Source organism: Rubrobacter taiwanensis, assembly GCF_004337705.1.
Taxonomy (GTDB): Bacteria; Actinomycetota; Rubrobacteria; order Rubrobacterales; family Rubrobacteraceae; genus Rubrobacter_C; species Rubrobacter_C taiwanensis.
The window spans coordinates 82371-106740 of sequence record NZ_SKBU01000006.1; the positions used below are offsets into that span (position 1 = coordinate 82371).

Genomic DNA, 24370 nt, shown 5'->3' on the forward strand with positions numbered 1-24370 from the left:
CCCCCCTATTAGCAGCCCTGCCAGTCGGGCCTGCGTTTCTCCACGAAAGCCGATACACCCTCGTGGAAATCCCTGCTTGCGTAGGTCTCAGAGATCAGGTCCTCCATGTCAGGCAGGTTGGCCAGCATAAGGCGCCGGGTAGCTTCTTTGGTAACGCGCAAGGTGATCGGGGCGTGCTCTTCGAGGGTCGCGCACAGCTCGCTCACCCGCTCATCGAGTTCGGAGCGCGGGACGATCTCGGTCGCCAGCCCGACGCTCAGGGCCTCTTCGGCAGAGAACATGCGCGCGGTAAAGAGAAGCTGCTTGGTGCGGGCGGGGCCGATCAGGGCGAGAAGCCGGGCATAGTTCTGCGCAGAGAGGCAGTTGCCTAAGGTTCGTGCTATAGGCATGCCGAATTTAGCATCCGGTGTGCAGATTCTCAGGTCGCTCACGGCGGCTATGCTCAGGCCGCCCCCGATAACGTAGCCATCGATCGCCGCGATCGTGGGCTTGCGCACAGCCTCCAGGCGGCTGATGATGCGCTCCATTCTCCTCTCGTAGGCTACGCCGTCCTCGCCCGACTCGAATTCAAGAAACTGCTTAATGTCGGTGCCTACGACGAAGGCTTTATCGCCCGCCCCCCTTAAAACGACAACACGCACACGCTCGTCGGCGTCGATCTCCTCGCAGCACTCATAGAGCGCGTCGTACATCTCCCAGGTCATCGCGTTGCGGGCCTCGGGGCGGTTGAACGTGATAAACGCCGCAGATCCCCGGCGCTCGAACAGCAGCTGGTCGGTCTCTGTCATATGATCTTCCTCCTTCTAAGATCGGCTATCTCGGACTCAGAGTAACCTAGACGCTGCAGCGTCTCTTCGGTGTGCTCCCCGAGCAGCGGCGCGGCGTGCCGGACCTTGCCCGGTGTCTCGCTGAGCTTCAGCGGGATACCCAGGCCGCGCACAACGCCTTCCACGGGGTGTTCCATCTCGACCATCATCTCCCGGGCATGGGTATGCGGATCCTCAAAGACCTGTTTGTAGTTGTAGATGGGACCGGCGGGAAAGCCGGCTTCGAGCAGGATCTCCACCCACTCGTCGGTATCCCTCTTCTTGAAGGTAGCTTCAAGCTCTTCGACCAGCTCGGTGCGGTTCTTCATCCTGTCCTCGTTCGTTGCGAAACGCCCGTCGTCGACCAGTTCCTCCCGGCCGATAGCCTGACACAGCCGCTTCCAGAGGCGCTGGTTGTTAGCTCCAACGTTGATGTACCCGTCACGGGTCTTGAGGGCCTGGTAGGGAGCGGTGAGGCGATGGGCGGAGCCAAACGGCTGGGGGATGCGGCCGGTAGCCCACAGTTCGGCAGTCTCCCACACGGAGAGTGCCAGAGCGCCTTCGAAGAGCGAGGTGTCGATAAACTGCCCGCGTCCGGTCTCCTGCCGGGCAACGTAGGCGGTCAGGATGCCGAAGGCGCAGAAGAGACCGGCGGAGAGATCCCCTATCGGAACGCCGCATTTGGCGGGCGGGCCACCCGGCTCGCCGGTCACGCTCATCACGCCAGACATGCCCTGCGCGATCAGATCATACCCTGCCCGTAGGGCGTAGGGGCCGGTCTGGCCGAAGCCCGAGATGCTTGCGTAGATCAGGCGCGGGTTCAGCTCCTTGAGGGTCTCGTAGTCCACACCAAGCTTCCCGGCGACTCCAGGCCGGTAGTTCTCCACGACCACGTCCGCCTCCCGGGCGAGCTTGTAGAAGATCTCCCGCCCCTCCTCCTCTTTGAGATTGAGTGTAACGCTCTTCTTGTTACGGTTGACGGCAAGGAAGGCCGCGGTGTCCTCTCCTTTCATCTTGAACCCCATTGCCCGGCGAGCTTGATCTCCGGTGTCTACAGGCTCGACCTTGGTTACCTCAGCCCCCATGTCGGCCAGAAGCTGGCAGCAGAACGGACCGGCCATAACCTGTGTCAGGTCGAGTACCCTGAGCTGTCGAAGTGGCAATGCCAAGAGCTATTCCTCCCTCCGTTGACGGGTCACACAAGCAACCAGGTTCATTGCTGAACTCTAGCGGTCGCCTTGCCGGCCAGCGCCTTCACCCCCCGAGCCACGAACGGCCCCAGGATGATAAGACCGGCGAGGGCGAAGAGCGCCAGAGCGATGGGTCTCTCCAGGAAGATGGCAAAACTCCCCCCTCCCATGGAGGAAGTCTGCTCCAGCGACTGCTCAAAGAGGCCGCCGAGTATGAGCCCCAGGATGACCGGCGCGGCCGGATATCCGTAGCGCTTCATGAAATATCCGATAACGCCGAATGCAAACGCCATCCACACACCCCACAGGCGGTTCTCTATCGCGTAGGCGCCGATGAAGGCCAAAAGCAGGATAAAGGGGTAAAGGAGCGTGTAGCGGAGCCGGAGTATGGACGCGAACGCCGGAGCCAGCGGCAGGTTCAACAGGAGCAAGATGAGGTTGCCGATATAGAAGGAAGCGATCAAACCCCAAACCAGCTCGGGCTGCTGTTCGAGCAGCAAGGGGCCGGGCTGCAATCCGAACAGCAAAAATGCCCCGAGCAGCACCGCGGTGGTCCCCGAGCCCGGAATGCCCAACGTGAGGGTGGGCACGAAAGCCCCGTTGACGGCCGCGTTGTTGGCCGCTTCGGGAGCGGCGACGCCCTCCATTGCCCCCTTGCCGAACCGCTCGGGGCGCTTGGAGAGCCTTCGCTCTATGTCGTAGCTGAGAAACGAAGCCAGCGTAGCGCCGGCCCCGGGCAAAACCCCGAGGAAGAACCCCACGATCCCTCCCCGCACGATGGGCATGCGAGACCGGCGCCAGTCTTCCCGGCTCAGCAGCATGTCTCTAAAGCGCGTTCGTATCGGCTCGCCTCCCCCGCGGCTCACTTGGGACATAACTTCCGCAACCGCAAACAACCCGATAATAACCGCCAAGAAGCCTATGCCGCCGAGCAGCTCCACCTGGCCGAAAGTGAACCTCGCGATACCGGTCTGTGCGTCGATGCCGACGGTGGCTATAGCGAGGCCGAGAGCGCCCATGGCCAGTCCCTTGGCCCGGGAAGTACCCGTGAATCCTATGACGCCGGCAAGCCCCAGGGTCACGAGAGCGACCGTCTCCGGCGGCCCGAAGTTGAGGGCGAAACCGGCGAACACAGGGGCAAGCGTCATCAGCAAGAGGATACTTATGGTCCCGGCCAGAAACGACGCTATGGCCGCTATTGCGAGTGCCGGCCCGGCCCGACCCTGGCGAGCGAGCTGGTAGCCGTCGATGGTGGTGACCACCGTGGCCGAGTCTCCCGGTGTGGAGACCAGCACGGAGCTTATCGTGGCCCCGTATTGCGTCCCGTAGTAGATCCCGGCCAGCATGATGAGAGCGGTCAAGGGATCGAGCATGAGCGTCAGCGGCAGCAGAATGGCAACCCCGGTGGCAGACCCCAGCCCGGGCAGGAGCCCGATAACCGTGCCGAGCAAGACGCCGATGAAGCAGTAGGCGAGGTTGGTGGGCGTGAGAGCGGCCTGGAAACCGTCGATTATCTGAGACCACAGCTCCACAGATCATATCCTCATCAACGTCTCGAAGATTCCCCGAGGCACGGGTATGTTCAAGAGCTGCGCGAAGACCAGCCACGCAAATACGGCCCCTCCAACGCCCATTGTGAGACCGAGCCGCCACCCCTCCCGCTCGACGAACGCTACGAGCACGGCTATTAGCAAACCGAAGGAGAGGAAGAAACCGAGAACGGGAATGAGCAGTATCGCGACCAACGTCAGCCCGAAGACCGTAGCTACAGGCCCACTCGGAACTTCTTGCCGCCCGCGCGATATCTCCGTCACCCCCGCCGGTCGCTCTCGCCTCCGCACCCGGCGCACCGCCGCCTCAACGGCTATCAGGGTGCCAAAGAACGCGAGCAAGACTCCGGAGAGGAATGGCATAAACCCCGGCCCTATGCGCCCACCTTCTATCACGCCGTACTGCAACGACCCAAGGGCGAACGCAGCGCCGAGGGCCACTAGCAAACCCGAGCCGATGAAGTCAGGAGTCTCCTCTTTCATCGTCTTGTAGAGCCCTTAACCGCCAGACTCACCGAGGACGCCTTCCAGCGTAGTCTCGTACTCTCTCAGGTACTCTTCGAACTCCTGTCCGGCCCGAATCTCCGATATCAGGTAGTTCCTCTCTATGTACTCATCGTAGCTCTGCGTCTCCGCCCACTCGAGAATGGCCTCCTCCCAGTAAGACCTCTCCTCAGGACTGATGTCTCCGGCCGCGAACAACCCCCGGTACTGGGTGAACGTGACGTCTACACCTTCCTCCTGCGCAGTCGGAATGTCCGCCAGCTGTTCGCCCTCGTAGCGCTCGTCCGCGAACACCACGAGTGCCCGCATGTCCCCTGCCTCTAGCTGGCCTATAACCTCCCCGGGGTTCAGCATGGCGATGTCGATATCGCCGCCAAGCAGCGCGGCTACTATCTCCCCGCCGGACTCGAAGACCACCCGCTCGAACTCAACCCCCTGGTCCTCCTCCATCAGCGAGGTGACTATGGTGTCTAACCCGGTAGCACCCGCCACCCCCACCAGGACTCGCTCAGCTCCCGCTGCCTCTATAACCTCGGGCAGCGACTGGTAAGGAGCATCCTGACGCACCACCAAAAGCGTCGCGTCCTCGGCAATCTGAGCTACCGGCGTGTAGTCCGTCCAGTGGAACGGGGTCTCGGTGGTAATGGGTAGGGCAACCCCGGCCGTCTCTGAGGCCAGCAGAAAGTGGGGATCGCCCCGCTGCTCCAGCAGGTAAGAGTACCCGACCGCGCCCGATCCTCCCGACCGGTTCTCCACGTTTATGTTCAACCCCGGCCTGACCTCTTCAAGCCCGGCCGCCATGGCTCGACCGAGAATGTCGCTGCCCCCGCCGGGATCGAAGGGCACAATCATGACAACGCTTCGAGAAGGCTCCCATTCAGCGCCATCCTCCCCCTCCGATGCCCGCCCCCCACAGCTCGCAAGCCCCAACGCATACATGCTCAGGAGTACCCCTCCACCCCTCTTCAGGAAATCCCTTCGCGAAAGCAATTCCTCCATGTCGGTCCTTCCCCTCGATTGCCCGGATTCAGTATACTGTATACGCAGGCGTCAAGCGATGCAAGTTTGGATGGGAGCAAATCCGGACTTTTTACTCCGAGTGTTATCTCACCAGGAGTTATAGTCTGCTGACAACCATTGGCCGAGGACTCGCCAAGTTCTCAGGAAGGAGGCGATAGTGGAACTTCAGAGGTCGGATCCTCTGTACCGGCAGGTGTACCGGCTGCTCCGGCAGCAGATACTGGACGGGAAGTACGCTCCGGGAGAGACTGTACAAGAGAGCCGCACGGCTGAGACGCTGAAGGTGAGTCGCACACCGGTGCGGGAAGCGTTACGGCAACTGGAGCGGGAGGGCCTGCTCGTCCCCCATGGAACGGAGCTGGTTGTAGCAGATCCCTCGCAGGAAGAGTTTGTAGATCTGTACACCTGCCGGGCGGCGCTGGAGCGTCTTGTGGCGGAGCGAGCGGCCCTGCTTGCTACTCCGTCAGAGATCGAGGCCATGGACGGGGCACTGGAGGCCGCCCGGGCGGCGAGCGTCGCCGGAGATGCTGCCGGGGTGTTCGACGCAAACACCCGCTTCCATGATGTGATGGTGAAGAGTACCCGGATGCCCTCTCTGCACCAGCTCATGGACACCATCCGCGGCCGGATCCTGGTCGCTCGGCGCCGCGTGCTCTCCTATTCGAAGGAGACTCAGGATGATATCTACAGAGAGCACTGTGTCTTGCTGGATGCGATCCGGCGGCGAGACGTGCAAGCGGCGCAGGAGTGTATGGAGGCCCACATGAGAAACGATATCGAGCGGGGGCGTGAGATCTTCGAGAAGCAAGCCAGAGGAGAGTAGGGTCCGGGAATCTCCGGCGCGAGCACCCGACTTCCCAAACCTACGTTGTTTTCTTGCTTTCTGTGCCGCCCGCCAAGCGTCCAAGCTCCTCTTCGGTGTGCTGTCCCAGGAGAGGGGGAGCGCTCGCGGCGCGCCTGCCGGAGCGGCCATACTGCAGCGGAGAGCCCGGCAGCCGTATCCGGCCCAGAGTGGGATGGTCGACCTCATCGATGAGCTTCAGGTGCTCCAGTTGGGGTGAGGCGTAGACCTGGTCGAGGGTCCGGACGCGCCCGGCCGGCACACCGGCCTCCCCAAGACGCTCCATCCACTCGTCTACGCCGGCGGACTTCAGAGCCGGAGCCATCGCCTCTTCAAGCTCCTTCACCCCTCTGACCCGGTCTCCATTGGTCGCAAAGCGCTCGTCGTTCGGATCGAGGCCGACGAGCGGAGCGAACCTCTGCCAGATCCCTTCGGACCCCACAGCTATGTTAATAACCCCGTCGGCGCATTCGTAGGCTCCGTATGGAGCAATGGTGGGATGCCGGTTGCCGGTCCGCTCGGGAACCTCTCCGGCCACCAGCCAGCGCGTGCCCTGGAAGGTGTGGATCGCCACAACGCTGGCGAGCAGCGAGGTCTGCACCCGCTGTCCCCGGCCGCTGCGCTCCCGTTCCATCAGCGCCGAGCTCACCCCGAAGGCTCCGAACATGCCGGCGAGTATGTCAGCTATTGGGACGCCCACCTTTATCGGCGGTCCGTCGGGTAGGCCCGTGATGCTCATCAGCCCGGCCTCACCCTGAACTATCTGGTCGAAACCGGGCTTGTGGCCCTCCGGTCCGCCTTCCCCAAAACCGGTGATCGAGAGCACAACCAGGCGAGGGTTGAGCGCCTCCAGTTCAGCTTCTCCCAGGCCAATCCTTTCCATGACCCCGGGCCTGAAGTTCTCGACCAGCACGTCGGCGCCGCAGATCAATTCCTTAAGCTCCTGCAGGTCTTTTGGATCCTTGAAGTCGAGCACTACAGACTTCTTGCTCCGGTTTACAGAGAGAAAATAGGTAGACTCCTCAGCCCCCGGGCCTCCGACGAACGGAGGCCCCCAGCCACGGCTGTCGTCGCCCTTGCCCGGACGCTCGACCTTTATGACTTCGGCGCCGGCATCGGCCAGCATCATTGTGGCGTACGGGCCGGCCAGAGCGCGACTGAGATCAATGACCTTCACTCCGCTCAGCGGACCTGAATTACGCTCCATCACAGTAACTTGCCTCTCCTTTATAGATTCCCAAAATTGTTCAAAGTGCAGTCCCTATCAGAGGGGCAACCGCGGTGTTCGTAGAGTGTTCGTAGAGACTAAGAAGGATCGTAAAACCGTGGAGATCTCCGCTCCAGGAAGGCGGCTACCCCCTCCGGAAAGTCCCTCGGATCCACGTGAGTGTAGGCCGCCGGCGCTCGCCGCGAGCCGGATCCCCCCCACCTCTTGGCGGCCCGTACGGAAGCCTCCGACTGCCGGCGAATCGTCCGGGCTATATTCAAGGTCTCATGGAGTACAGACTTATCCGGCGGTACCAGCCGGTCTACCAGACCCAGGCGGAAAGCTTCCTCCGCGTCGACCAGGCGCCCCGTATATACCAGATCCTTCATCTTTGACGGCCCCGTCAGGAGCACCAAACGCCGGACGAACGCCTCGCTGAGTGTTATGCCCAGGCGTGCAATAGGCATGCCCAGGGTAGCGTTATGCTCAGCTATGCGCATATCGCAGGCCAGGGCCATGAGCAGCCCCGTGCCAAGAGCGTAGCCTCGGATACACGCTATCGTGGGTAGCGGACTCTCTTCGATGGCAGCCGCACACTCCTCGGCTTGGTGAAAGATCTCCTCCACCCGTACCAAATCAGAGTCGCTAAGCTCTTTGAGGTCCGAACCGGCCGAGAAGTGCGGCCCCTCACCGCGAAGCACGAGAACGCGGACCCCCGGCCGCTTGGAAACCTCGTGCACCATCTTCACCAGAGTAACCCACATGTGGGAGTTGATGGCATTCAGTTTCTGCGGTCGCCGCAACGTGATCACCGCCACCCCACCTCCCACGTGCAAACTCACCGGACTCCGGTCCTCCGACCCTCCACCCTCGGTGCCGTCGCGCAGTCTATCCGCCCTCCTGTAAGCCCCCCTGGGAATGGAGCCGGCAATCGCGGAAAACACCCTGCGAGCCCGACCAGACGTCTGTCCCGGCTCTCTCGGACGGCGCCTCAACACTAGCGGAGTCGTCCCGCCGCCGACCAGCGCAGCTATTGCAGCTCCCGTACAGATTGCCCGAGGACCGACCTTCTCCCCAGAAGACCACAGAGGCCCACCCGAAGCAAGCCTCAAAAGGCTCAGTCTCGCCGGATACAAACTAGTAACCGACCTCCCCTCCCCCTGAAACCCCAAGAGACCCTCCCACGCTCTCCATAAACGACTCGCGATGCGCTTCGCCATCAGCTCCACCCCATTAGTCGATTGTCGACAGCATTTTGCATCGATCATTGCATCATTTTCGCGTTCATATGTCAAGTGCTGAGTTTAACTCGGCTACCGGTCTTTCACGGTTTGCCCGCATTTGCCTGAAGCGATGGCACGACGCATCCCGTCTTCATCGTGTTTTTCAAGTATACGACGGGCTTCCTCTACGTTCTCCTCTCTAATGGCAGCGAGCAGTTGCAGGTGTTCTCCGAAGGATTTAGGCACTGCGCCGGCTGTAGAGAACGAGAGTCGGAGGAATATCTTCAGCGGGCCTTCGATCTGGGCATAGAGGCGACGGATTAGCTGGCTGCGCGAGAGTAAGATGATCGTTTTGTGGAACGCGAAGTTTAACTCGTGATAGCGTTTGGGATCGCTCTCCGTCCGCTCCATATCACGAATGATGGGCTCGAGCGTAGCCACGCACACCTCGATCATCTCCGGCTCCTCGCAGATATGCTCTAGGGCGAAGCCTTCGAGCACACTACGGATCCGGTAGAGCTCCTCTATCTCCCTGCGGCTGTACTCTCGCACTACTGCCCCCCGGCGTGGGGCTCGTTCCACCAAACCCTCCTGGTCTAGAAGATAGAGAGCTTCCCGGATTGGGGCGCGACTGGTTCCAAACCTTTCGGCCAGAGTAGGTTCCGGTAGCTTGCTACCGGGTGGTAGCTTACCCTCAATAATCTCTGATGAGAGTACGTCCGCGATCTGTTCTGGAAGCGAGAGCCCGAACTCTACTCCACCCTCCGCTTGATAACTGCTTGCCTGTCCGGTGGGATTGTTGAAGAATTGCTCCACAGAGCTCCTTCCCTCTCGCTTCGCCAAATATCAATGAGCCTAGTTCTGCCCCTCATTTTATAATCCACCCGGCCCTAGGCGAGCAAGCACCGTGAAGCGGAAGATGAGATGAGCAATATCGGCGAGGCGCTTAGACGAATCCTGGTAGCCGTAGACGGACGTTCAGTTCGGGATAAGGCTCTGCAACAAGCCATTTATCTTGCCCGCTCCCTCGGATCGGAGTTATACGTCATAATCGTTCGCCAGAGACAGCCATGGTACGAGGTCTTAGCGATGGATGTATCCTTCCCGCGCCCCGATATTGAGGCGAACATAGAAGAGACCAAGCACCAAGCTCTCCGGTTAGCAGCAGAATCTGGTGTGGCGCTCTCTTCGATCGTGGTAGCCAAAGGCCGCCCGGCCGCTGAGATAGTACGTCACTCGAAGAAGCTCGGGTGCGATCTCACGGTAGTGGGGCAGCGCACAAGGAGCCTCAAACGTCTCCGAACCTCTCATACTGTTCGTGAGGTAGTGTCCCGCTCGCCATGCCCGGTTCTGGTGGTACCCGTGTAAGGGGAAGATCTAGCTCAAAATGTTCCGTCCAATCCCCCAGTCCTAAAAGCAGATAGATGGCGACGAAGACCATATAGATACCAAAGCCGATTCTCAGTGCCGCATCGGGCGCCCAGTTACGTACGCGTACACTAAGCCAGGCACCCAAGATAGAACCCGCGACCAAAAGCGGCAGGCTGGAAAACTCCCGGAAGCCCGTAGCCACGTAACCCGCTGCCCCCACTACGCCCGTGAAGAAGGCCACAGCCAGGCTGGTGGCTATAGCCACCTTCGGTCTCAAATTCAGGCCCAAGATCATGAGCGGCACCATCAGGATGCCGCCACCCACTCCTACGAGCCCGGAGAGCGCTCCTATGCATATTCCCGCTCCAATTACCAGCAGTGTGGGAATCTCTACCTTGGCATCCATCGCTCCCACACTTCCCCGGGCGGTCGGGTAAGCCAGAGCCAGTAGCAGAAGTGCGAAGACGGCCTCCACAATATAGTCTGGAGCAAGACGGCTTATAGCCACGCCGATCAATGCCGAAGGTGAGACGGTCAGGGAGAGTAGCATGGCAGCCCGTTTGTCGATGGGGTTGCCGCTGCGATAGCTGCGCAGGGTGCCCGAGAGGGAGCTAAAGATAATGATCACCAGGCTGGCAGCCACCGCCTCGGTAATACCCCAGCCCATAAACATCAACGCAGGCACGAAAAACACCCCACCGCCCACTCCGATCAGACCAGCCAGCACTCCGCCGACTAGGCCCAGGATGAAAAGGATCGTGAGTTGGGTGATGTCCATCGAAACAGAAGTTTAACCTAATTGCAGAAATTTAGGACAGGGGGAGCCGTATCTCAATCAATGTGTCGCTGAGTGATGTCGCCAACGAACCATTCATCTCGCTGAAGCCAGGCTACGATCTGAGGGAGATGCCAGATGCGGTAATGCGGCAGGCGGGATTAAACTTTCGCTTCGTTTTCGAGGGCGATAATCTGGCGGTCATTCCCAACTTGATACGTGCAGGGCTCGGAATCGGTTTTGTCCCAGCTATTACCTGGAGTACAGCTATGGAATCCTTCCGCCGGAGTTAAGCTCTAGCGCTCACTTGGTTTGTCTTGGCGAGAGGACCGCTATACCTCACAGGCGAAGCAACTCTTTATAGACACTTTGTGATCAGTTACTTCTTGAACCCGTCTCAAAAACACCGAACGCGATTACAACCTGCCCATGGGACGGTATACGGCATCTCAGCAGATCTCACGGCAGTATTCGGCCACGATGCTGCGCCGGCTTGCCGGAAGCAAGGACAGCTCCCTGATACCGGCGGCCCGGCGTTACTGCCGCTCGGGCTCCTGCTGGCGCCCATGCTCGACCCTGTTCACCGGCACCTTCCTGGGCAGGTGAGCCGCCTCGCCGGGCCTGCTCGTGGGTTCCCCGGTCTTCGCGGCCGGGCCGGTCTGGCTCGGGTACGCGCTCTGGAGAGAGGCGCCCTCGACAGACCGCCGCCACCGGGACAGGTAGGGCACGCCGCACAGAAGACGTCCCCTCCCTCGTCGGCACGTAGACGTCTCATGCGGGTTCCCGTAGATCCGGGGGAGCGCGCCGGGCGTCGGTTGACGGCGCTCGCCCGGAGGGGGTGCGCTTACCGCCTCTTGCCGAGGCGTATCGTGTTCCAGGAGAGCCTGGGCAGCGCGGCCCGCAGCCTGCCGTCCCGCACGGCGGCATCGCCTCGCGAGTGCGGGGTCACGGCGTCGGGATGCTTGGCGGTGTTCCTCGCCTTGACGTCGTCGCTCTCCAGCACGAGGTGCTCGAGCACCTCGTAGCCCTCCATGCCGCGCAGGTCGCCGTCCAGCAGCAGGGGCTCCTCCTGGTCCCTGTTCACCGCGAAGACGGTGAGTCGCTCGGCCTCCTCGTCCACGGTGGCCACCGCCTCCAGGAAAGGCACCGCCCCGAACTCCTTGGTCTCGTACCGGGGCGACTCGATCCGGAGAGCCAGCGCGCTTCCCCTGCCGTAAGAAGAGGCGTGCAAGAAGGGGTAGAAGATGGTCTGCCGCCAGGCGGGTCCGCCGTTCTCCGTCATTATGGGGGCGATGACGTTCACCAGTTGAGCCAGGCAGGCGATCTTCACCCGGTCGGCATGCTTGAGCAGGGAGATGAGCATGCAGCCGACGAGCAGAGCATCCTCGAATGTGTAGACGTCCTCGAGCTGCGGAGGCGCGACAGACCAGGGTTCGATCCGCTCGTCCGACTCCCTGGAGTGGAACCAGACGTTCCACTCGTCGAAAGACAGGTCTATGGTCTTCTTGGCCCGCTTCTTGGCCCGCACGTGATCGCAGGTTGCTATTACCGACTCGATAAAGGCGTCCATGTCGAGCGACTTGGCCAGGTAGGTGCCCAGGTCGTTGTCCGGGTTCCCGTAGTAGGTGTGCAGGGAGATGTATTCGACGTGCTCGTAGGTGTGCTCCAGCACCGTCTCCTCCCACGCGGCGAAGGTCGGCATGCCCCTGTTGGAGGAGCCGCAGACAACCAGCTCTATGGATGGGTCCACCCACTTCATGGCCTTGGCCGTCTCCTGCGCCAGACGCCCGTACTCCTCGGCGGTCTTGTGCCCGATCTGCCAGGGTCCGTCCATCTCGTTGCCGAGGCACCACGTCTTTATGGCGTGCGGCCTCTTCACGCCGTGGGAGGCTCTGAGATCGCTGTAATAGGTACCGCCGGGATGGTTGCAGTACTCGACCAGGTGGCGGGCAGCGTCTATACCCCTGGTCCCGAGGTTCACCGCCATCATCACTTCAGCGTCTGCTCGTCTCGCCCACTCGGCGAACTCGTTGGTGCCCACCTGGTTGGTCTCGATGGTGCGCCAGGCGAGGTCCAGGCGCCGGGGTCTGCCCTCCTTCGGCCCCACACCATCCTCCCAGTTATAGCCGCTGACGAAGTTGCCGCCCGGGTAGCGGACGATGGGGACCCGCAGCTCCCTCACAAGCTCTAGAACGTCCCGGCGGAATCCCATGTCGTCCGCGGCGGGGTGGTCCGGTTCGTAGATGCCGCCGTACACCGCCCGTCCGAGGTGCTCAATAAACGAGCCGTACAGGCGAGGGTCCACCCTCCCGATGCGAAACTCCGGATCTACCACTATCTTCGCGGTTTTCATGCATACTCCCTTCATCGAGGTTCGTTCACTTGCCCACGAAAGGCCGCCGCTATCAGGGTCCTACCCGGGGCTAGCCCTTCAGACCGGTGCTCGCGATGCCCTGCACGATCTGGCGCTGGAAGAACAGGAAGACCACCAGCAACGGGAGCCCGCCCAGCACGGCCGAGGCCATTATGTCGGCGTAGCGCAGGCCGTAGGAGCTCTGCACCGTCGCCAGGCCCACGGGGATGGTCATCATGTCCGTGTTGGTCACCACGACGAACGGCCAGATGAAGTTGTTCCACGAAAGAACGAACGTGAAGATGCCCACCGCCGCTATGACCGGTCTGGCGAGCGGCATCCAGATCTGCCAGTAGATCCGGAAACGGCTGGCGCCGTCCACAATAGCCGCCTCCTCGAGCTCGTGCGGGATGCCGTCGAAGAACTGCTTGAAGATAAACACGCCCAGCGGCGAGGCGATCTGCGGCAGGATGATCCCCTGGTAAGTGTCCACGAACCCCAGGGCATCCATCTCCATGAACAGAGGAATGATGAGTATCTGCGGGGGCACTATCAGGCCGGCGATTATCAGCCAGAACACGACGGTGCGCCCGCGGAACGGAACACGCGAGAGCCCGAAGCCCGCGAGGCTGGTCAGCAGCAGTACCGCGACGGTGATCACCGTGGAGGTCAGCGCGCTGTTGAAGTACCAGCGCAGCAGCCCTCCCGCGGACAACACCTGCCAGAAGGACTCGAAGGTGAACGCGGAGATCCCTCCCTCCGGGATCCAGGTGATCGGAACGGTCGTGGTCTGGCTCTCGGGCTTCAGCGCCGTAACCACGGCCCACAGGAGCGGTATCAGCCATAGTATCGCCGCCACGAGCAGTACACCGAAGGCCAGCCAGCTGAGGAGCGAGTCCCAGCGGTAGGTCCTAGACTTGTTTGTGGTCTCCGGAACCCCGGCTTCGGAGGTCATCAGGCCTCCCTCCTGCGGTTGCTGAACACGAACCCCGTGATACTGACCACGAGCACGAGCACGAAGAACACGTACGTCATGGCCGCAGCGTAGCCCACCCGGTACAGGGTGAAGCCCTGCTCGTAGACGTACATGATGAGCGAGCGTGTGGACTGGTAGTCAAGTCCCCCGGAGGTGCTCATGATGTATATCTGGTCGAAGACGTTGAGCGATGCGAACACCGCCAGGGTGACGACGAGAATGGTGGTGCGCTTGAGGAGGGGTATCGTGATGAAACGGGTAGTCTCCAGTGAACTCGCTCCGTCGACGGCCGCGGCGTCGTAGAGTTCCCTCGGGATCTCCTGCAGCCCCGCCAGGTAGAGGACGAAGCTAAAGCCCAGCTGCCACCAGACGGTCGCGATGACCACCGAGATCATGGCCACCTGCGGGTCCGTAAGCCACGAGACCTCCGACAGGCCGAGCTGTGTGAGGTAGCTGTTGATCAGCCCGAATCCCGGCTGGTACATCCAGATCCAGATAAGCGCCATGACCGACGAGGGCAAGACGTAGGGCGCGAAGAAGGAGAGCCGGAAGAACCACCGCGCCGGGATCGCCCTGTTCGCGAGCAGAGCAAACCCTAAAGAGAGCAGCGTCAACAGGGGAACGGTGAGCAGGGTGAACAGGATCGAATGCCACAGCGAGCTCCAGAAGTCCGGGTCGGTAAAGAGCTCTCCGTAGTTGGAGACACCGAGAAACTGTCCGGTGCCCGTACCCACCAGGCTCCAGTTGAAGAAGCTCATCCGTAGCCCCAGTATCACGGGCCAGACGAGGAAGGCGACGTAGAAGACGAGAAACGGCAGGACGAAGAGGAAGCCGGCTAGGTCTATGCGCCGTTGCGCCTCCGGCTTGGTGCTGTACTTGGTCTGTCTGGCTCCCCCTAGCGCTACCATCACTTCCCCCCTCCGAGGACTCCGCTTCCCGCTATATCGGCTTCGGTATGTTGACCAGCTCCTGCAGTATCGTTCGGAGCCGGACAACGGCCTGCCTCGGGCTGATCCCGCCCGCCATCGCCGACTGGAAGGCCGCCGACGCCCGCTGCTCCATCGTGGACCCCGAGCCGCTGAACCAGGCGATGGGATCTATCACGACGTTGTCCGCCACACCGGCGTAGTTGGACTGTGGTTTCAGCTCCCGGTACTCGTCGCTGTTCGCCACGGGCAGGTAGGCCGGGATGTGCCCGCCTTTGGCCCAGATGAGGCTGCTCTTGAGCATGGAGCTGATGAACTCGAGCGCAGCTTCCATGCTGCGGGGGTCCCGCGAGCTCTGCGTGGGGATAACGAAGGTGTGCCGGTCGGCTTGCGAGACGTGGTTCTCGCCGAACACGTTCGGGAACGGGAGCATGCTGAAAGGCAGGTCCGCCTCCAGGTAGGTGGTGACCTCCCACTCGCCGTTCCAGTGGAACCCGGCTCTACCGCTCAGGAACTGCGCCACCGAGCCCCCGTAGTCTATGTTGGCTCGAACGACCTCGGCATCCTGGGCGAGAGCGACCATGAACTCCACCGCCCGCAAGGCCTTCTCCTCGTCCAGGGTTACCTCGCGCGCATCGGGCGACAGGATCGCCTCGCCGTCGAGCTGGCCGTAGAGCGTGTACCACAGGCGCCACGGTCCGGCGTCGTCAGCCGGATAGAACGAGAGCCCCAGGTCTCCCGTAACCTCCTTGGCCCTTTTGAGCGCATCTATGACCGCGTCCGGTCCTTCGAGCGGCTTAAGTTCTCCATCCGGTCCTAGCAGCCCGGCCTCCTTGCAGATATCCGTGTTGTAGTACTGCACGAAGGGGTGCGTATCCAGGGGGATGGCGTAGATCTCGCCCTCGTACCTGGAAGCCTCCAAGACCTCGGGCAAGAAGCTATCCGGGCCCATGTCAAACTCCGAGAGCAACTGCGGATCCAGAGGCTCGAGCAGGCCTGCCGGCGCGTAGGCAGCCAGCCGCGACTGGTGCAGTATCGCCACATCGGGCGGTCGCCCCCCAACCGCCGACATCGCAAGCTTCGTGTAGTAGGGGGCTCCCCACGCGAGCGTGGTGGAGTTGAGCCTCACCTCGGGGCGGCTCTCGCGAAAGGCTCTCTCCATCTCGTCCAGACGCGCCCCATCTCCACCCCCGAACAGGTTCCAGAAGTCGACGACCAGCCTCTCAGCGGCTAGCGAAGTGACGCCACAACCACCGAGCATCAGCCCGCCCAGCGCCGCCGCCACTCCCCCCAGAAAGCTTCGTCTGCTGATGAGGCTCGCCCCCGATCCAGCGTATGCCCTCCTCCTAGGCATGACCCCCTTCCTCCTAAGCAGATTATCATCATCTTATCGTACCAATATGCCGGTTGCAAGGGCGAGAGGTGTGGTCGCAGGCCCGCGGCGTGAGCGCCTGGTGGCCGTGCTCGAGGGGAGGCCGTGGCGGGCGTCGTTCGCGGCGGCTGCCGCTCGACGGGCCGGCTAGCCCCTTGTGGCCGGCGCGTCGCCGGGGGCTGCTCCGAACTTGCCGCGCAGCTCCCAGCCCTCCGCGAAGAGGTTGAAGTGCACGTCCCGCTTGGGATGCGCCTCCACCACGTCCTCGTCGAGCTCTACGCCCAGACCCGGGCCCTGCGGCAAGGAGAAGTAACCGTCCACTACCTCGGGCAGGCCCCTGGCCGTCTCCTTCACCCAGTCGTCGGCAAAATCGTTGAAGTACGCCTGGATGCGGAAGTTGGTGGTGCAGGCCGCGAGGTGCAGCGCGGCGGCCGTGTTGATCTGGCCGCCGACGTTGTGCGGCGCGGCCGTCACGTAGTAGGCGTCGGCCACGCGGCGAGCTTCCTGGTCTCCAGCAGGCCTCAGATGTGGCCTATGTCCGGCTGTATCACGTCGGCGGCCTGGAGCTCGAAGAGCTCCCGGTACTCGCCCCTCTGGTGGATGCGCTCCCCGGTCGCCACCGGGACGCCCGCCGGGATGCCTTCGGCCGCCTTCTTGAGCACCTTGAGGTTCACCGGCGGCACCGGCTAATCGGTCCCCCCGAGGCCGTAGGGCTCCAGCATCCGCATCATCCCCAGCGCCGCGGCCGGGGAGAAGCGCCCGTGCATCTCCAGCAGGTCCGCTACTTCACCGGCCACTCCCTGCCGGGCACGACCGGATAACGGTAATAGCCCGGGTCCCGGATGCCCGAGATCATCTCGAGGTCCGAGCCACAGATACCCGCGGCCTCAACCCTTACGAGCACCTCACCGGGCCCCGGGGCGGGTCTCAGACGCTCCTCCAGCCGGAACCGCCCGGGCCCCTCGACGACGAAGGCCTTCAACCCCGCGCCACCCGCCGGTTGTGCGCCGCCGAGGGCACCTATCCCGCCGCTTCGGGCCGCTCGCCCGTCTCGCCCTTGCCCCCGAGCGTCGCCTTGATGTCGCGCTCCGTGGTCATCATGTGCTCGCGCATCTCTCTGCGCGCCCCTTCGGCATCTCCGGCCTCCACCCGCTCCAGGATCGCCTCGTGCGCCCGCAGGGCCCTCCTTGCGTTGTCCGCCTGGGCACCGGTCATCCGCCGGCTCGCCAACAGGAGGTGGGCGACGGGCTCAATCATCATCAGGAACACGCGATTGTGGGCGCTGCGCGCCAGGAGGTCGTGGAACTCCACGTCGGCGTCCACGTAGCCCTCAGGCGCGTGGATCTTCTCTCTCATCCTCTCCAGCGCGGCGCGCATCGCGGCGATGTCTTCCTCAGAGGCACGCTCGGCCGCAAGACCCGCCACCTCGACCTCGAGAGCCTTGCGCATCTCCATGAGCTCCCACAGCGTCCCGGGTTGCGTCCGGAGCAGGAAGCCCAGGTTCTCGTGCACGGCGCGGGCCCCGTTGGCCGAGACAACCGCCCCCCTGCCGTGCTCCACCTGCACCAGCCCTCGGTTCTCCAGCAGGTTCAACGCCTCCCGAACCACCGTGCGGCTCACCCCCATCTGCTCCACCAGAACACGCTCCGGCGGCAGACGGTCCCCCACCTCGTAATCGCCGGACGAGATCATCTCCAGCAGCCTCTCCGCTACCTGGTCCCTCAACTTCACTCGTCGGATCCGCGCCGGCATAAGATAATATTATCGTACCAATACACGGCGGGCAACGCCGCGGCGGGCGGCGAGGCGGGGGAGCGGTCGTCCGGTCCGATGGCGGACGGTTGTGGCTCGGGGAGCGCTTCCGGCGCTCTCGCCGCGGCTCGGGCCCATCGAGCACGGTTGTGGGGAACGAAGGAGGGAGAGAGAGCATGGCTGGCTCGGCACGGCATCTCGGGGTGGTAGTGGACACCTCGCGGAGCCCGTACGTTCGTCTTCGGCCCGTTTCTCTCGCCCGAGTGCGTCTCTCGGACGACTTCTGGAGGCCCAGGAGAAGGATCAACCGCGAAGCCACCCTGCCGGCGCAGTACGCTCGGCTCGAGCAGACGGGCCGCCTGGACAACTTCCGCCGGGCAGCCGGCAAGATAGACGCGCCCTTCAGCGGCGTCTACTTCAACGACTCCGACGTGTACAAGTGGCTCGAAGCGGCGTCCTGGACGCTCTGCACGGACCGCGATCCTGACCTCGAACGGATGGTGGAGGCCGCCATCGACGAGATCGAGGCCGCCCAACGGCCGGACGGGTATCTGAACACCTATTTCGCGCTCGAGAGGGCGTCCGAGCGCTGGACGGACCTCACGCACAAGCACGAGCTGTACTGCGCGGGGCACCTGATCCAGGCCGCCGTCTCCCACCACCGCGCGACCGGAGGAGATCACCTGCTGCGGGTGGCGCGAAGGTTTGCAGACCACATCTGCGACACCTTCGGCCCTGAGGAGGAGGGCAAGCGTCCCGGCACCGACGGCCACGAAGAGATCGAGATGGCCCTCGTCGAGCTCTACCGGGACACCGGGGACCGCAGGTACCTCGACCAGGCGCGGTACTTCCTCGATGTGCGCGGAAGAGGACTCCTCGGCGGCAGGGAGTACCACCAGGACCACAGACCGTTCAGGGAGATGGACAGGATGGTCGGCCACGCGGTGCGCGCCGTCTACCTGAATGCCGGAGCGGCGGACCTCTACGCGGAGACCGGGGACCCCACGCTGCTGGCGGCCCTGGAGCGCCTGTGGCACGACATGACCACGCGCAGGATGTACGTGAGCGGGGGGATCGGCTCCCGCTACGAGGATGAGGCTTTCGGCGAGGATTACGAGCTGCCGAACGACCGCGCTTACGCCGAGACCTGCGCCGCCATAGGCAGCGTGATGTGGAACTGGCGCATGCTGAGCATAAGCGGCGATGCCCGCTACGCGGACATCCTCGAGCACGTCCTCTTCAACGCCGTACTGCCGGGCCTCTCGCTCGACGGCCAGAGCTACTTCTACCAGAACCCCCTCTCCGATGGCGGGTCACACCGCCGCAGCCCGTGGTTCGGGGTCGCCTGCTGCCCGCCCAACGTCGCCCGCCTCCTGGCGTCGCTGCCGGGATACTTCTACGGCGTCTGCGAAGACGAGATCCGGGTGCACCTCTACGCCGAGGGAGACGCGGAGATCCCGCTCGAAGGCAGAACCGTTGGCCTGCGGCAACGAACGCGGTACCCGTGGGACGGGAGCATCGAGATCGAGGTCGCCGGGGAGGGAGAATTCGGCCTCGCGTTACGGGTGCCGGCCTGGTGCCAGGACGGATCCGCCAGGATCGAGGTAAACGGCGAGACGTTCCACGGAGAGGCAGTATCCGGGGATTATGCCAGGATCCGGCGCCCGTGGCGCCCCGGCGACAGGGTGCGCCTCACGCTGCCGATGACGGTCCGGCCCGTCGAGAGCCACCCCTACGTGGCGGAGAACGCGGGCCGCGTGGCGCTCATGCGCGGTCCGCTCCTGTACTGCCTGGAGCAAGCGGACAACCCCGGCCTCGACCTGCGAGACGTCGTCGTGCCCATCGACGGCCCGTTCTCGGCCGAGTACCGCCCCGATTCGCTCGGCGGGATAGTCGCGCTGAGAACCCCGGCGGAGGTCGCCCGGCCCGACGAAGGGTGGGAAGGGCGCCTCTATCGAGAGGCACGTCCCCGTACGGGTGAGCCACGACGCCCTACGGCAGGAGTGACCGCCGTGCCGTACTATGCCTGGGCCAACCGCGAGCCCGGCCGCATGCTGGTCTGGCTGCGCGCTCGATGACCTCCGCCGGTGGTCTCCGGGCACGCCTGAACTGGTTGGCGATGAACCGACAGCAGATCAAGTAGTCGGCTTTTGTGTGGAGCTTGAAGTCTTTTATCCGGTTCTCGCCCTCCCCGCAGCGGCATAGAACTCGTAAAGGTCTTTGGGGGCGTCGATTCTGGTAGTCACCACGAAGCGCCGGGTGGTCCTCCGCTTCATCGCCTCGGCTTTGTAGATGACGCTCCGTGACCTTTCCCGGCTTCCCGCCCGGTAGAGATCCTCCAAGAAGAGTCTCTGCTTGGTCTGATCGCCCTCGTAGCAGCGCATGGCTTCATCGAGCAGATCCGGAAGCCATCTTTCTTGAGGCGTGCGTTGGTTTCATGGGGGCGATGTGTAAGCTCCCTACTGGCGCCCCCTTGAAGAGTACAAACCGTACGCCGTACAAAACATCCCGACACAAATCACCGGCCCGGAAGATTGAACGTTCCCCGTTGCGGTCAAAGACGGGCGTCGCCGCTTCGAGCAAGAAGAAACCCCGCCGCGCTTTACCTGCAAACGGCGGGGTTTCTCTCTAGCTGCCGGGCCTGGATTCGAACCAGGACTAACTGATCCAGAGTCAGTCGTGCTGCCGTTACACCACCCGGCAATATGCCGCAGGGGCAGAGTATAACCTCTATCCGACCGGTCGTCCAGTGGCTCTAGCCGGTGCTCTGCGGGACGCCGCCGGCCTCCATGGCGCGCAGGATGCGGATCCTGTCTTCTATGGGAGGATGGGTGGAGAAGAGGGCGAGCGAGCGGCGCTTCTCCCGCTTCCTGAGGGGGTTGGCGATGTAGAGGTGGGCCGTGGCCCGGTTGGCGACCTTCAGCGGCTTGGGGTCGCGCGAGATCTTCTCCAGGGCGTCTGCCAGGCCCTTGGGGTTGCGGGTGAGCTTGACGGCCGTGGCGTCGGCCAGGTACTCGCGCTGGCGCGAGATCGAGAGCTGCAGGAGCCTGGCGAAGATGGGGGCCAGGATGGCGAGCGCTATCGCGATCAGGATCATGACGAGCTGCAGCTGGTTCCCGCCGCCCCGTCGGGTCCGGCCGCCTCCGAACCACAGGCTGCGGAGGAAGAAGTCGGAGATGAGCACGACCGTCCCCACGAGCACCCCGACCAGCATGGCGTACCGGATGTCCAGGTTGCCGACGTGGGCCATCTCGTGCGCGATCACGCCCTGCAGCTCGTCCCGGTTCAGCTTCCTGAGCAGCCCGGAGGTCACGGCTATCGAAGCGTGCTCCGGGTCGCGGCCCGTGGCGAACGCGTTGGGAGCCTCGTCCTCGATTATGTACACCTTGGGCATCGGGAGCCCGGCCGCGATGGACATCTCCTCCACGACGTTGAAGAGCTGCGGGTTGTCCTCGTGCGTGATCCGGCGGGCCCTTGAAGCGGCGAGCACCACCCTGTCCCCGGCGTAGTAGGTCGCGAGCCCGGAGACGGTCCCTGCGACGAGCGCCAGCACGAGCCCGAAGATCGCTCCCACAGGATCCCCCAGCCAAGCGTAGCCCACGATGTAGCCGAAGGCGACCACGAAGAGAATGAACCCGGCGAGCAGCAGCAGGCTCTTGCGCCGGTTCGACTCTATCCTGTCGTAGAAAGAGACGGGCTCCGTCACGGCTCTAGTCGTAGGAGACGGTCACGGACTCCCGCTCGGGACCGGCGGCCTCGAAGTACTCGCGCTCGGTGAAGCCCATCGGACGGGCGAAGATCACGGCCGGGAAGCTCTGGATGGCGGTGTTGTACGCCCGCACCTCCTGGTTGTAGTGCTGGCGGGCGAAGGCGATCTTGTTCTCCGTCGAGGAGAGCTCCTCCTGGAAGTCCAGAACCACGGTGTTCGCCTTCAGCTCGGGGTAGTTCTCCACCGTGGCGAAGAACCCGCTCAGAGCCCCCGACAGCCGGGCTTCGGCCTGCGCCTGCTCGCCCGGCGAGTGCGGCTTCATGGCCTCGGCCCGCGCCCGCGTGACCTCCTCCAGCACCTCCCGCTCGTGCGCGAGGTACTTCTTCACGCCCTCGAGCAGGTTGGGGATGAGATCGTAGCGACGCTTGAGCTGCACGTCTATCTGCCGCCAAGCCTCATCCACCCGGTTGCGGCGTTTGACGAGCCGGTTATAGGTCATGATCGCGAAGAGCACCAGCAGGACCAGCCCCCCGATAACGAGTACGGTCAAGAGAGTTCCCATCAACACCTCCGAATCTGGCAGAGCTACCGGAAATTATATACGCTGCCCCCGTGAGCGGGTCCCGAAACACCCCGCAGTCCGGTTATGACTCCCTGGCCGACCTCTACGACCTGGAGTACACCCACGTCTGCGACGTCCCGTTCTGGTTGGCGCTCGCCGGGCGCGAGGGCGGCCCCGTAATCGAGTGGGGAGCCGGGACGGGCCGTATCTCCGGGCCGCTCTCCCGCGCCGGGTTTGAGGTCACCGCGGTCGAGCTCTCGGAAGCGATGCTGGAGCGGGGGAAGCAGAGAGTTCCGGAAGCGGTGTGGATCCCCGGGGACATGCGCGTTGCGAAGCCGGGGCGCACCTTCCGGCTCGCCGTCTGCGCCTTCAACTCCTTCTTGTGCCTGCTCACCCCCGAGGACGCGCTCGCGTTCCTGGGCAACGCCCGCGAGCACCTGCAGCCGGGCGGGCTTCTGGGGATAGAGATCTCCGCCTTCTCCCCGGAAGAGCTCGCCGGGCTGCCGGAGCTGCGCCACGACCTCACCCGCGAGCTGCCGGACGGCGGCGTGCTGGAGCGCTTCAGCGTCTCCCGGTACGATGCTGCGACCCAACTCCTGACTATGCGCCTGTTCTACGAGCTCTACGGAGAGGGCGGCGTGCTCCGGGAAAAACGAGCGCACGAGCTGGAGATCCGGGTCTACACCCGCGGCGAGCTGGAGCTGCTGCTGCGCCTCTCCGGCTTCGAGGTCGAGTCGGTCTACGGCGGGTTCGACGGCGAGCCGTTCGACTCCGGCAGCGACCACCTCATCGCGCTGGCGAGAAGGGGTGAGATCACCCCGGCAGCAGGCTCCGGCCCATGAGGTAGGTGTCCACCTCGCGGGCGGCCTTGCGACCCTCGGCGATGGCGGTGACGATGAGGTCCGCCCCCCGCCGGGCGTCTCCGGCTACGAAGATGCCGGGGATGCCGGTGGCGAAACCGTTCCGGGTAGCGATGGCGCCCCGCGGACCGAACTCCACCCCCAGGTCCTTCAGCAGCCGGTCCCGCACGGGACCGGTGAACCCGATGGCGAGCAGGACGAGGTCGGCCTCGATCTCGAACTCCGTGCCGGGCAGATGCTCGGTGCGCCCCTCCGGGGTGCGCCTGGTCCGCACGCAGTGCAGGCGCTCGACCCTCCCGTCGCCCGAGAAGCCGGTCACGGCGATGCTCCACTTCCGCTCGCCCCCCTCCTCGTGCGCCGGGTAGGTGTGCAGGACGAACGGCCAGTCGGGCCACTCCAGCGGGTCCGGGCTCTCGGGGGGCCTCGGGCCGTGCGTGATGACCTGCACGGAGGCCGCCCCCTCCCGGTGGGCGTTGCCCAGGCAGTCGGCGCTCGTGTCGCCGCCGCCGAGAATGACGACGCGCTTGCCGCGGGCCGAGATCTCGGGCCCCTCTACCGGAAGCCCCGCGACGCGGCGGTTCTGCTGCACCAGGTACTCCATCGCCAGATGTATCCCGTCGAGCTCCCGGCCCGGGACCGGAAGGTCGCGGCCCGCGAGCGCCCCGACGGCCAGGACCACCGCGTCGAACTCACTCCGCAGCTCTTCGGCCGTGGGGTTCTCGCCGACGTAGGAGTTGGGGCGGAACTCTACGCCCTCCTCCTCCATCTGCGCCAGCCGCCGGTCGATGACCCACTTCTCCATCTTGAAGTCCGGGATACCGTAGCGCAGCAGGCCGCCGATGCGGTCGTCCTTCTCGAAGACGGTCACGCGGTGCCCGGCGCGGCCCAGCTGCTGGGCCGCGGCGAGTCCCGCCGGGCCGCTCCCGACCACGGCGACCCTCTTCCCGGTACGCCGCGCCGGGGGCCGGGGGCGTACCCAGCCCTCCTCGAACGCCCGGTTGATGATCGAGAGCTCGACCTCCTTTATGGTGACGGCGTCGTCGTTGATGGCCAGCACGCAGGCCGCCTCGCACGGTGCGGGGCAGAGCATTCCGGTGAACTCCGGGAAGTTGTTGGTGGCGTGCAGCCGGTCTATGGCCCGCCGCCAGTGGTCCCGGTAGACGAGGTCGTTCCAGTCCGGGATCAGGTTCCCCAAGGGACAGCCGACGTTGCAGAACGGCACCCCGCAGTCCATGCAGCGCGACGCCTGCTCCCGCAGCTCGCCCTCCGGCATCGGCCGGTAGACGTGGCGGTAGTCGTTCACGCGCTCGGATACCGGACGCTTGGGGACGGGTTTGCGGCCGATCTTGATGAATCCTTTCGGGTCGCCCATG

26 protein-coding genes and 1 tRNA gene are annotated in these 24370 nt (G+C 63.8%); 5 read left to right on the plus strand and 22 right to left on the minus strand.

The features are described from left to right. Positions 1-8: 8 nt before the first annotated feature. From E0L93_RS02620 to E0L93_RS02640, 5 genes are read right to left on the minus strand one after another with little or no spacing between them, the layout of a single operon-like run. A complete protein-coding gene (locus tag E0L93_RS02620; RefSeq protein WP_132688093.1) occupies positions 9-788 on the minus strand; it encodes an enoyl-CoA hydratase/isomerase family protein in 780 nt (259 codons plus the stop codon). After that, the gene (locus E0L93_RS02625) at positions 785-1969 is read right to left on the minus strand and encodes a CaiB/BaiF CoA transferase family protein (protein ID WP_243638076.1); all 1185 of its coding nucleotides are present in this window, start codon (positions 1967-1969) and stop codon (positions 785-787) included. The genes E0L93_RS02620 and E0L93_RS02625 overlap by 4 nt, the downstream gene beginning before the upstream one ends. A gap of 50 nt (positions 1970-2019) precedes the next feature. Then, positions 2020-3528 (minus strand): tripartite tricarboxylate transporter permease, encoded by a 1509-nt coding sequence (locus tag E0L93_RS02630; RefSeq protein WP_132688099.1) that lies wholly within the window; start codon positions 3526-3528, stop codon positions 2020-2022. Between the two features lie 3 nt (positions 3529-3531). Then, positions 3532-4029 (minus strand): tripartite tricarboxylate transporter TctB family protein, encoded by a 498-nt coding sequence (locus E0L93_RS02635; protein WP_132688102.1) that lies wholly within the window; start codon positions 4027-4029, stop codon positions 3532-3534. A gap of 15 nt (positions 4030-4044) precedes the next feature. Further along, positions 4045-4902: a tripartite tricarboxylate transporter substrate binding protein gene (locus E0L93_RS02640; RefSeq protein ID WP_165874122.1), complete on the minus strand. Its 858-nt coding sequence runs from the start codon at positions 4900-4902 to the stop codon at positions 4045-4047. A gap of 325 nt (positions 4903-5227) precedes the next feature. Between E0L93_RS02640 and E0L93_RS02645 the strand changes: the two genes are divergently transcribed. After that, positions 5228-5893, plus strand: coding sequence for a GntR family transcriptional regulator (locus E0L93_RS02645; protein WP_132688108.1), 666 nt, complete (start codon positions 5228-5230; stop codon positions 5891-5893). 40 nt (positions 5894-5933) lie between these two features. Here the strand turns inward: E0L93_RS02645 and E0L93_RS02650 are convergent, their stop codons facing one another. The 3 genes from E0L93_RS02650 to E0L93_RS02660 all read right to left on the minus strand — a co-directional run bounded on the left by E0L93_RS02650 (position 5934) and on the right by E0L93_RS02660 (position 9157). Then, complete coding sequence (locus E0L93_RS02650; protein WP_132688111.1) at positions 5934-7118, minus strand: CaiB/BaiF CoA transferase family protein; 1185 nt, start codon at positions 7116-7118, stop codon at positions 5934-5936. 98 nt (positions 7119-7216) lie between these two features. Further along, positions 7217-7936: an enoyl-CoA hydratase/isomerase family protein gene (locus tag E0L93_RS15670; RefSeq protein ID WP_165874123.1), complete on the minus strand. Its 720-nt coding sequence runs from the start codon at positions 7934-7936 to the stop codon at positions 7217-7219. 495 nt (positions 7937-8431) lie between these two features. Then, positions 8432-9157: a GntR family transcriptional regulator gene (locus E0L93_RS02660; protein WP_165874124.1), complete on the minus strand. Its 726-nt coding sequence runs from the start codon at positions 9155-9157 to the stop codon at positions 8432-8434. A 108-nt stretch (positions 9158-9265) separates the two neighbouring features. Between E0L93_RS02660 and E0L93_RS16540 the strand changes: the two genes are divergently transcribed. Continuing rightward, positions 9266-9709, plus strand: coding sequence for a universal stress protein (locus E0L93_RS16540; RefSeq protein ID WP_132688120.1), 444 nt, complete (start codon positions 9266-9268; stop codon positions 9707-9709). Here the strand turns inward: E0L93_RS16540 and E0L93_RS02670 are convergent. Further along, entirely contained in the window at positions 9630-10490 is an 861-nt protein-coding gene (locus E0L93_RS02670; RefSeq protein ID WP_132688123.1) for a sulfite exporter TauE/SafE family protein, read from the minus strand. The two genes, E0L93_RS16540 and E0L93_RS02670, sit on opposite strands and share 80 nt — an antisense overlap. Before the next feature lie 62 nt (positions 10491-10552). On the opposite strand from E0L93_RS02670, the gene E0L93_RS16545 reads away from it, so the two are divergent. Next, the gene (locus E0L93_RS16545; protein WP_165874125.1) at positions 10553-10780 is read left to right on the plus strand and encodes a LysR family transcriptional regulator substrate-binding protein; all 228 of its coding nucleotides are present in this window, start codon (positions 10553-10555) and stop codon (positions 10778-10780) included. A gap of 551 nt (positions 10781-11331) precedes the next feature. Here E0L93_RS16545 and arfA read toward each other — a convergent pair. The 8 genes from arfA to E0L93_RS02710 all read right to left on the minus strand — a co-directional run bounded on the left by arfA (position 11332) and on the right by E0L93_RS02710 (position 17845). Further along, positions 11332-12840, minus strand: a complete 1509-nt coding sequence (gene arfA, locus E0L93_RS02680; RefSeq protein ID WP_207890288.1) for an arabinosylfuranosidase ArfA — start codon at positions 12838-12840, stop codon at positions 11332-11334. 70 nt (positions 12841-12910) lie between these two features. Further along, positions 12911-13795 (minus strand): carbohydrate ABC transporter permease, encoded by an 885-nt coding sequence (locus E0L93_RS02685; RefSeq protein WP_132688128.1) that lies wholly within the window; start codon positions 13793-13795, stop codon positions 12911-12913. Then, positions 13795-14724, minus strand: coding sequence for a carbohydrate ABC transporter permease (locus tag E0L93_RS02690; protein WP_132688131.1), 930 nt, complete (start codon positions 14722-14724; stop codon positions 13795-13797). Before E0L93_RS02690 ends, E0L93_RS02685 begins: the two co-directional genes overlap by 1 nt. A gap of 31 nt (positions 14725-14755) precedes the next feature. After that, positions 14756-16096 (minus strand): extracellular solute-binding protein, encoded by a 1341-nt coding sequence (locus E0L93_RS02695; RefSeq protein ID WP_132688134.1) that lies wholly within the window; start codon positions 16094-16096, stop codon positions 14756-14758. A gap of 165 nt (positions 16097-16261) precedes the next feature. Beyond that, on the minus strand, positions 16262-16606 hold the full coding sequence (locus E0L93_RS16005) for an enolase C-terminal domain-like protein (protein WP_207890289.1): 345 nt from the start codon (positions 16604-16606) through the stop codon (positions 16262-16264). Between the two features lie 29 nt (positions 16607-16635). Further along, the gene (locus E0L93_RS16395; RefSeq protein WP_207890290.1) at positions 16636-16797 is read right to left on the minus strand and encodes an enolase C-terminal domain-like protein; all 162 of its coding nucleotides are present in this window, start codon (positions 16795-16797) and stop codon (positions 16636-16638) included. 98 nt (positions 16798-16895) lie between these two features. Next, positions 16896-17096, minus strand: coding sequence for an alcohol dehydrogenase catalytic domain-containing protein (locus E0L93_RS02705; protein WP_132688136.1), 201 nt, complete (start codon positions 17094-17096; stop codon positions 16896-16898). A 38-nt stretch (positions 17097-17134) separates the two neighbouring features. Continuing rightward, positions 17135-17845: a FadR/GntR family transcriptional regulator gene (locus tag E0L93_RS02710; RefSeq protein WP_165874126.1), complete on the minus strand. Its 711-nt coding sequence runs from the start codon at positions 17843-17845 to the stop codon at positions 17135-17137. Positions 17846-18042: 197 nt separating this feature from the next. On the opposite strand from E0L93_RS02710, the gene E0L93_RS02715 reads away from it, so the two are divergent. Further along, positions 18043-19944 (plus strand): glycoside hydrolase family 127 protein, encoded by a 1902-nt coding sequence (locus E0L93_RS02715; RefSeq protein WP_132688142.1) that lies wholly within the window; start codon positions 18043-18045, stop codon positions 19942-19944. Between the two features lie 93 nt (positions 19945-20037). On the opposite strand, the gene E0L93_RS02720 is transcribed toward E0L93_RS02715, so the two are convergent. The 4 genes from E0L93_RS02720 to E0L93_RS02735 all read right to left on the minus strand — a co-directional run bounded on the left by E0L93_RS02720 (position 20038) and on the right by E0L93_RS02735 (position 22137). Next, the gene (locus tag E0L93_RS02720) at positions 20038-20208 is read right to left on the minus strand and encodes a transposase (protein WP_243638077.1); all 171 of its coding nucleotides are present in this window, start codon (positions 20206-20208) and stop codon (positions 20038-20040) included. 290 nt (positions 20209-20498) lie between these two features. Continuing rightward, a tRNA-Gln gene (locus tag E0L93_RS02725) sits at positions 20499-20569 on the minus strand. A 52-nt stretch (positions 20570-20621) separates the two neighbouring features. Further along, entirely contained in the window at positions 20622-21572 is a 951-nt protein-coding gene (locus tag E0L93_RS02730; protein ID WP_132688147.1) for a M48 family metallopeptidase, read from the minus strand. A 4-nt stretch (positions 21573-21576) separates the two neighbouring features. Further along, on the minus strand, positions 21577-22137 hold the full coding sequence (locus tag E0L93_RS02735; protein ID WP_132688150.1) for a LemA family protein: 561 nt from the start codon (positions 22135-22137) through the stop codon (positions 21577-21579). 50 nt (positions 22138-22187) lie between these two features. Here E0L93_RS02735 and E0L93_RS02740 point away from each other — a divergent pair, with 50 nt between their 5' ends. Continuing rightward, a complete protein-coding gene (locus tag E0L93_RS02740; protein ID WP_165874127.1) occupies positions 22188-22979 on the plus strand; it encodes a class I SAM-dependent methyltransferase in 792 nt (263 codons plus the stop codon). On the opposite strand, the gene E0L93_RS02745 is transcribed toward E0L93_RS02740, so the two are convergent. Continuing rightward, a complete protein-coding gene (locus E0L93_RS02745) occupies positions 22951-24369 on the minus strand; it encodes a glutamate synthase subunit beta (protein ID WP_132688155.1) in 1419 nt (472 codons plus the stop codon). The genes E0L93_RS02740 and E0L93_RS02745 overlap by 29 nt on opposite strands. Position 24370: the final 1 nt, after the last annotated feature.

What these genes read in the sequence shown, in the direction of transcription:
- E0L93_RS02650 (WP_132688111.1), bottom strand. Translation starts at nt 7,118, where the DNA reads ATGGAGCGTAATTCAGGTCCGCTGAGCGGAGTGAAGGTCATTGATCTC.
- E0L93_RS02690 (WP_132688131.1), bottom strand. Translation starts at nt 14,724, where the DNA reads ATGGTAGCGCTAGGGGGAGCCAGACAGACCAAGTACAGCACCAAGCCG.
- E0L93_RS02670 (WP_132688123.1), bottom strand. Translation starts at nt 10,490, where the DNA reads ATGGACATCACCCAACTCACGATCCTTTTCATCCTGGGCCTAGTCGGC.
- arfA (WP_207890288.1), bottom strand. Translation starts at nt 12,840, where the DNA reads ATGAAAACCGCGAAGATAGTGGTAGATCCGGAGTTTCGCATCGGGAGG.
- E0L93_RS02640 (WP_165874122.1), bottom strand. Translation starts at nt 4,902, where the DNA reads ATGATTGTGCCCTTCGATCCCGGCGGGGGCAGCGACATTCTCGGTCGA.
- E0L93_RS02715 (WP_132688142.1), top strand. Translation starts at nt 18,043, where the DNA reads ATGGCTGGCTCGGCACGGCATCTCGGGGTGGTAGTGGACACCTCGCGG.
- E0L93_RS02620 (WP_132688093.1), bottom strand. Translation starts at nt 788, where the DNA reads ATGACAGAGACCGACCAGCTGCTGTTCGAGCGCCGGGGATCTGCGGCG.
- E0L93_RS02735 (WP_132688150.1), bottom strand. Translation starts at nt 22,137, where the DNA reads ATGGGAACTCTCTTGACCGTACTCGTTATCGGGGGGCTGGTCCTGCTG.
- E0L93_RS02635 (WP_132688102.1), bottom strand. Translation starts at nt 4,029, where the DNA reads ATGAAAGAGGAGACTCCTGACTTCATCGGCTCGGGTTTGCTAGTGGCC.
- E0L93_RS02685 (WP_132688128.1), bottom strand. Translation starts at nt 13,795, where the DNA reads ATGACCTCCGAAGCCGGGGTTCCGGAGACCACAAACAAGTCTAGGACC.
- E0L93_RS02745 (WP_132688155.1), bottom strand. Translation starts at nt 24,369, where the DNA reads ATGGGCGACCCGAAAGGATTCATCAAGATCGGCCGCAAACCCGTCCCC.
- E0L93_RS16540 (WP_132688120.1), top strand. Translation starts at nt 9,266, where the DNA reads ATGAGCAATATCGGCGAGGCGCTTAGACGAATCCTGGTAGCCGTAGAC.
- E0L93_RS02695 (WP_132688134.1), bottom strand. Translation starts at nt 16,096, where the DNA reads ATGCCTAGGAGGAGGGCATACGCTGGATCGGGGGCGAGCCTCATCAGC.